This is a genomic window from Lysinibacillus sp. NPDC047702, assembly GCF_050272555.1.
Lineage (GTDB): Bacteria > Bacillota > Bacilli > Bacillales_A > Planococcaceae > Lysinibacillus.
In genome coordinates, this window is the sequence record NZ_JBNNMG010000020.1 from 1 (window position 1) to 14,036 (window position 14,036).

Annotated in this window: 11 protein-coding genes; 4 read left to right on the forward strand and 7 right to left on the reverse strand. The window is 35.7% G+C overall.

From position 1 onward, the window contains the following. Nucleotides 1–1,078: 1,078 nt before the first annotated feature. From ACQKIM_RS11750 to dnaA, 7 genes are all read right to left on the reverse strand, one after another. The gene (locus ACQKIM_RS11750) at nt 1,079–2,158 is read right to left on the reverse strand and encodes an HD-GYP domain-containing protein (RefSeq protein ID WP_427543783.1); all 1,080 of its coding nucleotides are present in this window, start codon (nt 2,156–2,158) and stop codon (nt 1,079–1,081) included. 143 nt (nt 2,159–2,301) lie between these two features. Beyond that, nucleotides 2,302–4,770 carry a DNA gyrase subunit A gene (gene gyrA, locus ACQKIM_RS11755; protein WP_427543786.1) on the reverse strand — a complete coding sequence of 823 codons (2,469 nt, stop codon included), beginning with the start codon at nt 4,768–4,770 and terminating at the stop codon, nt 2,302–2,304. A 25-nt stretch (nt 4,771–4,795) separates the two neighbouring features. After that, the gene (gyrB, locus tag ACQKIM_RS11760) at nt 4,796–6,730 is read right to left on the reverse strand and encodes a DNA topoisomerase (ATP-hydrolyzing) subunit B (RefSeq protein WP_427543789.1); all 1,935 of its coding nucleotides are present in this window, start codon (nt 6,728–6,730) and stop codon (nt 4,796–4,798) included. Between the two features lie 91 nt (nt 6,731–6,821). Further along, nucleotides 6,822–7,937 (reverse strand): DNA replication/repair protein RecF, encoded by a 1,116-nt coding sequence (gene recF / locus ACQKIM_RS11765; RefSeq protein ID WP_427543792.1) that lies wholly within the window; start codon nt 7,935–7,937, stop codon nt 6,822–6,824. A gap of 3 nt (nt 7,938–7,940) precedes the next feature. Continuing rightward, complete coding sequence (gene yaaA, locus ACQKIM_RS11770; RefSeq protein WP_427543795.1) at nt 7,941–8,165, reverse strand: S4 domain-containing protein YaaA; 225 nt, start codon at nt 8,163–8,165, stop codon at nt 7,941–7,943. Between the two features lie 166 nt (nt 8,166–8,331). Continuing rightward, nucleotides 8,332–9,468, reverse strand: a complete 1,137-nt coding sequence (gene dnaN, locus ACQKIM_RS11775) for a DNA polymerase III subunit beta (protein WP_427543798.1) — start codon at nt 9,466–9,468, stop codon at nt 8,332–8,334. 168 nt (nt 9,469–9,636) lie between these two features. Continuing rightward, the gene (gene dnaA / locus ACQKIM_RS11780) at nt 9,637–10,986 is read right to left on the reverse strand and encodes a chromosomal replication initiator protein DnaA (RefSeq protein ID WP_427543801.1); all 1,350 of its coding nucleotides are present in this window, start codon (nt 10,984–10,986) and stop codon (nt 9,637–9,639) included. Between the two features lie 590 nt (nt 10,987–11,576). Between dnaA and rpmH the strand changes: the two genes are divergently transcribed. From rpmH to jag, 4 genes are all read left to right on the forward strand, one after another. After that, nucleotides 11,577–11,711, forward strand: a complete 135-nt coding sequence (gene rpmH / locus ACQKIM_RS11785; protein WP_004233310.1) for a 50S ribosomal protein L34 — start codon at nt 11,577–11,579, stop codon at nt 11,709–11,711. Between the two features lie 100 nt (nt 11,712–11,811). Continuing rightward, complete coding sequence (gene rnpA / locus ACQKIM_RS11790; RefSeq protein ID WP_427543804.1) at nt 11,812–12,156, forward strand: ribonuclease P protein component; 345 nt, start codon at nt 11,812–11,814, stop codon at nt 12,154–12,156. A gap of 295 nt (nt 12,157–12,451) precedes the next feature. After that, nucleotides 12,452–13,222: a membrane protein insertase YidC gene (yidC, locus tag ACQKIM_RS11795; RefSeq protein ID WP_427543807.1), complete on the forward strand. Its 771-nt coding sequence runs from the start codon at nt 12,452–12,454 to the stop codon at nt 13,220–13,222. Continuing rightward, the gene (gene jag, locus ACQKIM_RS11800) at nt 13,219–14,022 is read left to right on the forward strand and encodes an RNA-binding cell elongation regulator Jag/EloR (protein ID WP_427543810.1); all 804 of its coding nucleotides are present in this window, start codon (nt 13,219–13,221) and stop codon (nt 14,020–14,022) included. Before yidC ends, jag begins: the two co-directional genes overlap by 4 nt. Nucleotides 14,023–14,036 lie beyond the last annotated feature (14 nt).

Consider the following 14,036-nt stretch of genomic DNA (forward strand, 5'->3'; position numbering starts at 1 on the left):
GCGTTCGTCCTGAGCCAGGATCAAACTCTCCATAAAAGAAATTTGATTAGCTCAAATTGTTTTGCTGGCATCAATTTTGATGTCCAAAATTTTTGTTTTGTTCACCAACAGAAGCTAGCTACTAAAAACTTGATTGATTACGTTTTGCTTGTTCAGTTTTCAAGGTTCATTTACTTCAATTTCAGTGTCACCTCTTGGCGACTCACTAATAATATCAATATTCTATAACTATGTCAACACTTTCTCAAAAAAATATATAGTTTTTTATAATTAACTATTTCATTCCTATATCTACTTAGTAATTAAAAGATACTTACATACTATATTATTTATTGATTATATAATTTTACACAGATACATCCTTCCATTGAACAGACTTAATCCTGCCAATGTTAAAAACTTAGTAAGACTTTATCAGTAGTCAATTTTAGTGCTTAGTGTCTTAATATTGTTTAACCATATATATATTAAGAAGAACTATAGTTAAGGTAATATGCATCCATTCAAAAATAAGTTATGTATATATACTAAAAAAAGGAAGATAACTAGATTGTCCCAAAAGCATAATTGTTTACATCCAGTAAAAACACATTGAAATATTTACATTTTTACTTACATATCTATTTTGATTTCGAACTTTACACGCTACTAGCCCCTTATCTAAGAGTTATTTGTAGATATTGAATATGAAAATATCTTAATCAATGAAAGAGCGTTTTCTGCAACTAATGGACCACACACTTTGTTCTTGCATTTGCGCTTTTTTATGGATGTCCCAATCTTAACATCACTTTGCAAAGAACATATTTATAGATTTCAAGGTACAATCTCTTTCTTTCTAGGTTTAAAGAAAGCGCATTTCCTTTGATGAATATTTACATTCATCTACATCAGCCTTATGATTCCCCTCTTGTTCTCCTCTTATATAATATTTTATAAGCTTACATATTGTAATCAGATTCTCCCCTTTTCGCTCATAGAAAATCCCCTCCAAGCAATTGTTTCGACTATTACTATAGCCATTTTTCAACACTTACTTAGAAGGGATAATTTATCATCGATTGTCATTCATTTAATATTAATTCGTTATAATACGTGAAATATAAAATGTCCGATTTTTTCCTAAATCAAAAATCTCACCTGAAAGGCATAATTTAATAAGTGGCCGTGTTGGTGCAAATTTATTTACAAACATTACTTCCCCACGTTCCAAATTAGATAGTTCTACGATTGTACCTATTGGTAAGTCAGCAACAATATCAATAAGTGCTCGAACTACTTTAATATCAAATTTTCCAAATTCGGATTCATTAATCATTTCAATTACTTTAAAGGACGATTGCTTAGCTCTATATACACGTTCACACGTCATTGCATGAAATACATCTGCAACTGCTATAATTTGAGCAAACATAGAAATGTTAGCTATTTTCTCAGCCTTTGGATAACCGCTCCCATTTAAACGCTCATGGTGTTGGAAAATTGCTTCCTTCATTGTTTCTTTTAAGATTGTTAAATCCTTGACCATATTATAGCTATACGTAGGATGCTTATAAATTTCATCAAATTCCTTTTCTGTTAAGGTTGTTTTCTTATCGCGAATCCGAGGATGAATTTTTGCCATTCCACAATCCGCTAACAGTCCTCCAATGGCAACTTGAATCGTCGTTCCTCTATCATGACCTAATTTTTGTGCTATCACCGATGAAATCAATGCAGTTGCAACACAATGATGATATAAATAATCTTTAGGGTTTGAATACTCATTTAAATCAAAGATGATTGTACGATCTTCTAACACCATTTCCACTAATGGCAAAATAATTGAACGTGCTTTGGCAATATCAACTTTTGCACCAGCTTCCCAATTTTTAAATTCTTTTTTAAATTGCTCGACAGAATTATCATAGACTCTCTTAAAAGTTGGAACAGCCTCAGGTGGTGCGACTAAATCCGTTTCACTTACTTCAGATTGTTGGTCCGTACCATCCTTGTAAACAGAAACTCTTGAAATATTAAAAGCAAAAAAGACTTGTAAATGCTCATGAGAAATGATTGTGTTTTTAAATATTATAGGATATTGTGTATTTGCAAAAATATCCTCAGAAATTACTTTACCTACACGCAACTCCGATATTGGGACATGTATAGTTTCCATGCAATTAACACCTCTTCACTATTTCGCTTGCTTTACGGTTAATTTCATTTTATCATGGAATTCAAAATAATTACTTATTTTTCATGATTTATGCTAAAAAACCGATGAACGGCAATTTATAGCTGCTGTCATCGGTCCTTTTATTATTCTTCTATTTCATCATTTTCTTCATTAGTTTCATCTTCTTTTTCAACCTTTGCTACAGTTGCCACAAGCTCGTCATCCCCTAAACGAATTAAACGAACTCCCTGCGTACTACGACCAATTAATGAAATATCATTGATATCCATACGAATTAACATACCATTAATTGTAATAAGCATTAGATCCTCAGATCCATCAACAGTTTTTACAGCTACCATTGGACCGTTTTTATCAGTGATTTGCATTGTTTTTAACCCTACACCACCACGGCTCTGTAGACGATATTCTTCTTCAGAAGTACGTTTACCGTATCCTTTTTCCGTAACAACTAAGATTTCCTGACCTGGTTCTATGATTTCCATACCAACTACTTCATCACCATCACGTAATTTGATACCACGCACACCGCCAGCAGTACGTCCCATTGAACGAATATCATCTTCTTGGAAACGAACGAGCATCCCATCACGAGTACCTATTATGACTTGCTTATCGCCATCAGTTAAACGAACTGAAATGAGATCATCATCTTCCCGTAAACTAATAGCTATTAAACCATTGGTGCGGATATTAGCAAACTGAGATACTGGTGTACGCTTTGTAATACCCGTCTTAGTAGTAAAGATGAAGTATGCATCTTCATCATCAAATGAACCTACACGGATCATCGCTGTTACCTTTTCACCTTTTTCAATATTAAGTAAGTTAACAATCGGTAATCCTTTCGCTGTACGGCCAAATTCCGGAATTTCATAACCTTTTGCTCTAAATACTTTTCCTTTTGAAGTGAAAAATAAAATTGTATCGTGTGTGGATGTATTCATAAGGTGCTCTACAAAATCATCTTCATTTGTACCCATTCCTTGCACACCACGACCACCACGTTTTTGACTGCGGTATGTATTTGCAGCTAAACGTTTAATATATCCATTGTGCGTTAAGGTTACGACTGAGTTTTCGACCGGAATTAAATCCTCGTCCTCAATCATTTCTATACCGCCAGAAGTAATTTCAGTACGACGTTTATCGTTAAAGCGTTCTTTCAATTCTAAAATTTCTGTACGAATAATATCGACAATTTTCGCTCCATCTGCAAGAATCGCCTTTAACTCAGCAATCAGTACTTGAAGCTCTTGATATTCTGCTTCAATTTTTTCACGCTCTAATCCACTTAGACGGACTAAACGCATATCTAAAATCGCTTGTGCTTGACGTTCTGATAAGTTAAAACGTTCCATCAATTGTGGCTTCGCTTCTTCACCACTACGGGAACCACGAATAATAGCAATAATTTCATCAATATGATCAAGCGCAATACGCAAGCCCTCTAAGATATGTGCACGATCTTCAGCTTTCCTTAAGTCAAATTCTGTACGACGACGAATAATAACCTTTTGGTGTTCTAAATAATGATGCAGCATCTCTTTAAGGCCCATCACTTTTGGCTGACCATTTACTAATGACAGCATATTAATACCGAAGCTCGACTGCATAGCTGTTTGTTTATATAAATTATTTAATACTACATTGGCATTTGAATCTTTACGTATTTCTATGACTACTCGCATACCACGACGATCAGATTCATCACGTAGATTTGTGATACCATCTATTTTTTTATCGCGTACAAGCTCAGCTATTTTTTCAATAAGCTTAGCTTTATTTACTTGGTACGGTAATTCATGAATAAGAATTGTTTCCTTACCATTCGTTTTTTGTTCAATCTCTACTTTTGCACGAATAATAATTGAGCCGCGACCTGTTTCATATGCACGACGAATACCGCTTCGACCTAGAATTAATCCACCCGTTGGAAAATCAGGTCCCGGGATGATTTCCATCAATTCTTCAGTTGTAATAGCAGGATTTTCAGAAAGTGCTATTACTGCATCAATCGTTTCTCCAAGCTGGTGTGGCGGAATATTCGTGGCCATACCAACCGCAATTCCTGCCGCTCCGTTTACTAATAAGTTAGGATAACGACTTGGTAGCACAACAGGCTCTTTCTCTGATCCATCATAGTTATCTGTGTAGTCAATTGTGTCTTTATTAATATCGCGAAGCATCTCCATGGCAATACGTGACATACGTGATTCCGTATAACGCATTGCAGCAGCTCCATCTCCATCCACAGATCCAAAGTTACCATGACCATCAACTAACATGTAACGATAGCTGAAATCTTGCGCCATACGAACCATCGCATCGTAGATTGAAGAGTCACCATGTGGATGGTATTTACCCATTACATCCCCAACAATACGTGCTGATTTTTTGTACGCTTTATCTGCTGTATTCCCAAGCTCCTGCATACCATATAAAATACGGCGATGTACAGGCTTTAATCCATCACGTACATCAGGTAATGCACGTGAAACAATTACACTCATTGCATAATCAAGAAAGGATGTTTCAATTTCTTCTGTGATATTAACTCCTTTAACACCGGAGCGTTCTTGTTCTGACAAAGTGTAGACCTCCTCTCAAGAAAAATTAAATATCTAAATTAGCGTATACAGCATTTTCTTCGATAAATTGACGACGTGGTTCAACTTCATCGCCCATTAAACGCTCAAATGCTTGATTTGCTTTAATGGCATCATCTAATTCTACTTGTAATAATGTACGATGCTCAGGATCCATTGTCGTTTCCCAAAGCTGTTCTGCATTCATTTCACCTAAACCTTTATAACGCTGTACATTCGGTTTTGGCATTTTTGGTAGTCGCTCAAGAATTTCTTTGAGTGTTTCATCATCATAGCAATACTCAACATGTTTGCCCTGCTTTACTTGATAAAGTGGTGGTTGGGCAATATAAATATAGCCTGCCTCTATTAAAGGGCGAAGGAAACGGAAGAAGAATGTTAGCAATAATGTACGAATATGTGCACCATCAACATCGGCATCTGTCATAATGACAATTTTATGGTAACGTGCCTTTTCTAAATTAAATTCTTCCCCAATACCTGTACCAAATGCCGTAATCATTGCACGTATTTCAGCATTCGATAAAATTTTATCTAATCTTGCTTTTTCAACGTTCAGAATTTTACCACGTAACGGTAGGATTGCTTGGAAATGACGATCACGTCCAGATTTTGCAGAACCACCAGCGGAATCACCCTCAACGATATAAATTTCACATTCTGCCGGATTTGTAGATGAACAATCAGCTAATTTACCAGGTAAGCTGGATACTTCAAGAGCATTTTTTCGGCGTGTAAATTCACGTGCCTTCTTTGCAGCTACACGAGCACGGGCAGCCATTAAACCTTTTTCAACAATTTTACGAGCAATTGTTGGGTTCTCTAACATAAAACGTTCAAAACCATCTGAGAATAGAGAATTGGTAATTTGGCTGACTTCAGAGTTACCAAGTTTAGTTTTAGTTTGCCCTTCAAATTGTGGATCAGGGTGCTTAATGGAAACAATAGCTGTTAGCCCTTCACGAACATCCTCACCAGTAAGATTAGCATCTGATTCTTTTAAAAGACTGCTTTTACGGGCGTAATCATTAATAACACGTGTAAGGGCTGTTTTAAAACCAGATTCATGGGTACCCCCTTCATACGTATTTATATTATTAGCAAATGAAAAAATATTAGAGGAGAATCCAGCATTATATTGCATAGCAATTTCAACTGAAATACCATCCTTTTCTCCAAGAACATCAATTGGATCATGGATTGGCTCCTTCGATTGATTTAAATGTTCTACATAAGAACGAATACCACCTTCATAGTGATATGTAGTAGAACGTTCCTCATCTTCACGTTCATCAGCAATTATAATTTTTATACCACGATTTAAATAAGCTAATTCACGAATACGATGTGCTAAAATGTCATATTCATAAACAGTAGTTTCTTTAAATATTTCAGGGTCGGCTTTAAAACGTGTAGTTGTGCCATTATGATCTGTATCCCCAATAACTGTTAGCTGTTGAACAGTTTGACCGCGCTCAAATTTAATCTCATGAATATGACCTTCACGATGTACTTGAACAATTGTTTCAACTGATAATGCATTCACAACAGATGCCCCAACACCATGGAGACCACCAGATACTTTGTAGCCGCCGCCGCCAAACTTACCACCTGCGTGCAGCACTGTCATAATAACCTCTACAGCAGGCTTACCCATTTTTTCTTGAATGCTTACTGGAATACCACGACCATTATCTTCTACTCGAATCCAATTGTCTTTTTCTATGGTTACTTTTATATCTGTACAGAATCCTGCTAGTGCTTCGTCAATACTATTATCAACAATTTCCCATACTAAATGGTGAAGCCCCTTAGAGCTTGTTGAGCCGATATACATACCAGGTCTTTTACGTACCGCTTCTAAACCCTCTAATACCTGTATCTGATCGGCATCATAAGCTTGATTTTGTAAACCTTCGTTCTCTATAGCCACGGCTTTCATCTACTCCTTCATAACATCATTTGTGTAAATGAATGAACAGTCAACCGAGCTGACTATTACCATTCTTTTGTAATCTAAAAAACTACCCGGGCTAACTTTCTTCAATCGCTCCTTGTTTCACGTGGAACAGCTGTGCATGCTCCATTGTCTCATGATGAATTCCATCAACGCTTGTAGTCGTTACAAAGGTTTGAACCTCACCCTGAATGGTATTTAATAAATGCGATTGACGATAATCGTCGAGTTCCGACAATACATCATCTAAAAGTAGTATGGGTGTTTCATTTGTTTCTTGTTTAATTAATTCGATTTCAGCAAGTTTTAATGAAAGAGCGGTAGTACGTTGTTGTCCTTGCGAACCATAAGTCTGTACATCATAGCCGTTTACTAAAAACTGCAAATCATCTCGATGAGGACCCACTAATGTTACTCCTCGATCAAACTCTCGCTCCTTAGCTTCAATCAGCTTTTTATGCAAGACATTTTCAATTTCACTGGAAGTATGATGCTTTTCTATACCAGCTACTGTGCGATATTTGATAAGCAATATTTCCTTCCCTTGTGAAATACCTCCGTGAATTGGTTCTGCCCACTCTTGCAATAAATCCATAAATTGAAATCTTTTTCGAATAATTTGAGTAGCAGCGTGAATATATTGTTCATTATAGACCTCATACATCACGTCATCTATCTTTGTTTTTCCTTGATTCATTTTTAAATAGTGGTTACGTTGTTTTAAAATTTTTTGAAAGGTTAATAAATCATGTAAATAAACAGGCGAAATTTGCCCAATCTCCATATCAATAAAACGGCGCCGAATTTGCGGACTCCCTTTTACAACATTCAAATCTTCGGGAGCAAACATCACGACATTCATTTGACCAATATAATGACTAAGGCGACTTTGCTCTATATGATTTATCTTACCCTTCTTGCCTTTTTTTGTAATCGTAAGCTCTATCGGTAAAATACCATGCCTTTTTTGAACGGCCCCTTCTATTTTACCATAGTCTGAATCCCAACGTATCAATTCTTTATCGTTCGTCGTTCGATGGGATTTAGCCATCGCCAATACGTAGATAGATTCCATTACATTTGTTTTTCCTTGCGCATTTTCACCAATGAAAACATTAATTTTTGGAGAGAATTTTAAAGCTAAGGCATCATAGTTACGGTAATTTGTAAGTTTTAACTGCTCTATATGCATATCTTACTGTCCAGTGGATCCAACGATACGAAATCGACCACATCCAGGAATATTAACGATGTCTCCGTCACGTAATTTACGACCACGGCGATCATCCACTTCTCCGTTAACATACACATCATTTTCATGTAAAAACCATTTCGCCATACCACCTGAGCTAATCGCATCGGTCATTTTTAAAAGTTGCCCTAATGTGACAAACTCCACATCAATTTTAATGTCCTTCATAGCTGTGTTCCCCTCCAAATTCAGACTGTCTATCTCTCTATCATACCTAAAAATCCATCATAAGTAAAAAAAGATAGCCGCAATTAGCGACTATCCTAATGTTTTCAAAGTCAATACAGTTGATCATTAAAGCATTTTATTTTTCTATCGAAAGTACTTTGAATTTTTAATAAGTACGTACAGGTAAAATTAACTGTAGAATTGCATCATCATGAACAGAACGTAAAATAAATGGTCTCATTGCTCCTGTAAATTGGATGACTACATCTTGACCATCGATGGCTTTTAATGCCTCCATCATATATTTCGCACTAAAGGAAATTTTTAAGTTCTCCCCTTCAAGTAATTCTACTGGAATCTCCTCTTGTACTTTACCGATTTCTGGAGAATTAGAAGAAACTTCAACAGCTTGGTGGTCTAGAATTTCAAAACGTACAACATTATTACGATCACCACGAGCAACGAGTGATGCACGATCGATTGCTTGCAATAATGATTTCCCATTAATCGTTACATTTGTTTGATACTCCTCTGGAATTAAACGTGTTGTATCCGGGTAGTTCCCTTCTAGCAAACGAGAGAAGAATAATACTTCTCCAGTTTTAAACAACACCTGTTGGCTCGTAATAACAATTTGAACAAGGTTTGTTGAATCTTCTAATACTTTATTTAACTCATTTAAGCTTTTTCCTGGAATAACGACACTATGTTCAACTTCAGGTAAATTTTCCAGCTGAACTTTCCGTCTTGCCAATCTGTGGCTATCTGTTGCAACACAGATTAATGCTTCATTTTTTATTTGCCAGTTTACACCTGTCAACACAGGTCTACTTTCTGAAGTAGCAACAGCGAATACTGTTTCACGGATAATAGACTTCAATAGGTCAGCAGGAATAGTAAATTTTTGATCTTCCGTTAGTTCGGGTAATAATGGGTATTCTGCAGCATCTGATCCAATCAAATGAAATTCAGATTTCCCAGAACGGATATGCGTTTGGAAACCGGGTGTTACATGAATTTCAACCTCATTTGTTGGTAATTTACGTACGATTTCATTAAACATACGTGCTTGTACAACAATTGATCCTGTATCTGTAATATGAATGATTTGTTGTCCGTCTTCTTCAACTGGAATAAATGTTTGAATCGTAATATCAGCATCACTACCAGTTAGGCGAATTCCTTCCTCAGTAACGTCAATTTTTATCCCCGTTAAAATAGGTATCGTTGTTTTAGAACTTACAGCTTTCATGACATCATTTAAACCTTCTAATAAACGGTCACGTAAAATATCAAATTTCATTCGTTTTCCCTCACATATTTATATTATTTATTTATATAAAATAAAAAAGATATAGTAATAGGTCCTGTGGATTTGTGGATAAGTATATTTAAGTCAATAAAATCAGTCTATCCACATGTAGATAGACTGTGCATAAGTTTGTGTTTAAATAATTGAATTGTCCACAGATTATTTTCCTAACATGCTTCTTATTTGTTTAATATCTTGTTGTAGTTGAACGTCATTTTTCAACATAGAAGATATTTTTTCGTGAGCATGTATAACAGTAGTATGGTCACGTCCACCAAATTCTTCGCCAATTTTCGGCAGCGAGAAATCTGTTAATTCGCGGGATAAAAACATCGCAATTTGACGTGGGAAAGCAATTAATTTTGTACGTTTTTTGGCAGTAAAATCTTCTAAACGTATGTTAAAATGCTCACCTACTGCATTTTGAATGTCTAATATTGTGACAGTTCGTGGCTTCGAATTAGGAATGATATCCTTTAATGCTTCTGCAGCCAAAGTAGCATTAATATCCTTGTTTACTAGTGATGAATAGGCAACGACGCGAATAAGCGCACCTTCAAGCTCCCTAATATTGGAGTCGATCTGGTTCGCAATATAGAGCATTACCTCATTTGGCACTTCTAAACCGTCAGCCTTTGCTTTTTTTCGAAGGATAGCGATACGAGTTTCCAAATCAGGTGGTGCAATATCTGTGATTAATCCCCATTCAAAACGAGAACGTAAACGGTCTTCCAAAGTCGGAATTTCCTTTGGGGGACGGTCACTGGAAATAACAATTTGTTTTGATTCTTCATGCAATGTATTAAAAGTATGGAAAAATTCTTCCTGAGTTGATTCTTTTCCAGCTAAAAATTGAATATCATCAATTAGCAGTACATCTACATTGCGGTATTTATTACGAAAATCGAGTGCCTTATTATCCCGAATTGAGTTAATAAATTCATTTGTAAATTTTTCAGATGATAAATAGACTACTTTGGCATTTGGGTTATGTTCTAAAACATAATGACCTATTGCATGCATTAAGTGTGTCTTGCCAAGCCCTACCCCTCCATAAATAAAAAATGGGTTATAAGCCTTCGCGGGCGCTTCAGCAACAGCAAGTGAGGCAGCGTGTGCAAAGCGATTACCAGAGCCAATAACAAACGTATCAAAAGTATACTTCGGGTTTAACATACCTGGTGAAATATCATGGTGATCGTTATTTTTTGCTTGGATGATCGGCGCTGGTAAATCAAAATCGTCCGAATCCTGGTTTTTTTGAACAACAAATTTAATAAGCAAGTCTTCGCCTGTAAGCTCCGTTAATATACCTGTAATCAAATGAATATAATGATTCTCAAGCCAGTCTCGAGCAAACGAATTTGGCGCGGCTATTGTTACAGTAGAACCACTCCCATTATAAGTAAGTAGTTTTGTAGATTTTAGCCACGTTTCGAAGCTTGGTTTAGAAATTTTTTGTTCAACTTGAGCCAGGACATTATTCCATAGTTCTTCTAAATGTTCCAAGCTGCTAATCTCCTTTACAGTTCAATACAATTACAAAAAAATAATTCATTTATAAAATGGAAAATATGTTCATTTTACACTTCATCCACAAATTCACAATCTGTGGATAAAAGTTAACCAGAGGCTGTGATAAAAATTATCCACAGCATATCAACAGTTGTGGATAAAATAAAAGTCGATTTCAGTTTTCAACAAAGTGAAGCACAGTAATCGTATCAGAAAAACAAAGCTATTTCAATAGTTTACGAAACTTATCCACATACCATTCATTTATGCACTTACTAGTTGTCCACAGCCTCTGTTTATGTTAAAAAGCTGTAGATAAATGTTGTGGATAAAAAAACATGCAAAAAATACTATACACAACTCTGTGTAAAAAAAACAAGTCCCCTGTGGATAATTTATTTTTATTTTAAGAGACAGGAAGACTAAGAACCAGAACTAACATTTATGTTTCAATAAAAGGAGCAATAAAACTGGTTGACGAAAGAAATTTATGAAATTCATTGACAAAACAACTAGATGCTTTATATAATATTCAGGTCTGTATGTTGAAAAATTCAACTTTCATTCAGGAGGTGTCTATATAAATGAAACGTACTTACCAACCAAAAAAACGTAAGCACAGTAAAGTTCACGGTTTCCGCGCACGTATGAGCACGAAAAACGGCCGTAAAGTTCTTGCTGCTCGTCGTCGTAAAGGAAGAAAAGTTTTATCAGCATAAAATAAGTCCACTGAGCCACATCAGTGGTCTTTTTTTTCTTTATTTTTAGTAAAGCTAGAAATGAGGATCAAAAGATATTATCTAGTAGCAGGTGAAAGTAATGAAAAAACGCCAACGAGTAAAAAAAGATGAGGATTTTCAAAAGGTGTTTAAAAAAGGTAAATCTTTCGCTAATCGTCAGTTTGTTGTTTATTTTCTGATGAAAGAGGAACAAACTGAATTTCGTATAGGTTTATCAGTTAGTAAGAAGCTTGGGAATGCAGTAACCCGTAACCAGATTAAACGCTATATTCGACAAAGTATCCATGAGTTAAAGGATGAGCTTAAGCCGAATATGGACTATGTTATTATCGCCAGAAAACCGGCGGCCACTATGGATTTTCATGATGTGAAACAAAGTTTGCAGCATGTACTACGAATCGCAAAGGTATTGAAGAAAACGTAATACAGATGGCAACCAAAGTGGGAAAAGCACCTTTATTTTTTGAAGTATTTCTTTCGTAAAATAAAGAAAGAAATACACATAGGGGTATCTGTTTATGAGGTTTCACAGCAATATATGAAAAATTAGTAACATTACTTAAGTAAATAAGCGTATATTGTTAGAATATTTAGTAGAGTGAAACGTTATAGACATGATAAAATAACTGATAACTTTATTCAGAAGAAAACAAAAAATGAATAGAGTGGCACGAATATAGATTTAGAAAAAGTGAATAGTATTTGTAGGGGGAAGAAGGTTGAAGAAACAACTTTGGGTAATTTTGTCGCTAGTAACAGTAGCATTGCTGCTTTCTGGTTGTACAGAATTCAATGAACCAATTTCCAAAGATAGCACTGGCTTCTGGAATGAATTCATTGTTTGGCCGTTGGTATCAGCAATAAAATACTTTGCTGATCTGCTCGGTACGTATGCATGGGGAATCATTGCTGTAACGATTATTATTCGTTTAGCGATTCTGCCATTGATGATTAAACAAACGAAGAGCTCTAAAAAGATGCAAGAAATTCAGCCAAAATTGAAGGAACTGCAAAAGAAGTATGCTTCTAAGGATGCACAAACACAGCAGCAATATCAGCAAGAGATGATGAAGCTAATGAGTGAGTCAGGTGTAAATCCAATTGCCGGATGTTTGCCAGCGATCATTCAAATGCCAATTTTAATTGGTTTCTATCATGCAATTAGCCGTATGAATGCTTCAAAAGAGTTTGATTTAGGGAATTTCTTTATCTTCCCATTAGCAGATCCTGCACCAGCTTTAGCAATTACTGCAGGTTTAATGCAATTTATTGTATTACGTACGGGTCCAGCTATGGACAACCCTCAAATGAAAATGATGATGTATATTATGCCATTTATGATTATTGCTTTCGGTATGGCATTACCAGCAGCATTACCGCTATACTGGATAATCGGTAATATTATCTCGATTATTCAAAACCTGTTTATTTATAAACCTTGGAATAAAGATAAAACACAACCTGCTCAAAATGGAGGGGCTAAAAAGTGAAACAACTTACGCAAATAGGCGCAACAACACAAGAAGCGATCTCATTGGCGTTACAGAAACTTGGCAAAACCCGTGAACAAGTAGATGTTGAAGTTTTACAAGAAGGTAAAAAAGGATTTTTAGGTTTTGGGGCACGTTCTGCAGAGATACGTGTGACAGTAAAGGAAATACAGATTCCTTTAGTTGAAACAGAGAAGGCTGAACAGCTAAATCTGAATCAATTGGAGGAACCAGCAGTAATAGATGATGTTGAAACAATAAGTTCACAAGTTTCTGAACAACCAAGTGAAATCGAAGCAGTTCAACAAGTCAAAGAAGAACCAGAAGAGGAAGAAGCCTCAGTTAATCCTATTGATGAGGCAAAAGCTTACTTAGTAAATATCGCTAAGCAATTAGATATCCATGATCTGGACATTGAAACGACACGTGAAGGAAAATATGTATTATTTCAGCTGAAATGTGAGAAAGCGGCACTACTTATAGGGAAACGTGGTCAAACATTAAATTCTCTACAGCAATTGACACAACTTGTATTAAATAAAAGTGCTAAGCAATTCTTGATGGTGAAATTAGATGTTGAAAACTATCGTGAACGTCGTCAAGAGGCTCTAGAGTTACTAGCAGATCGTATGGCAGATAAAGCACTTCGCTTAAATCAACGTGTAGAATTTGAGCCGATGCAATCATACGAAAGAAAAATTATTCATAATCAATTGGCAAATCGCCTTGATATTGAAACATACTCAGAGGGAACGGAGCCAAATCGTTATTTAGTAATTGAACCTGTAAAGAATGGTTAAGCTTCGAAAAAACA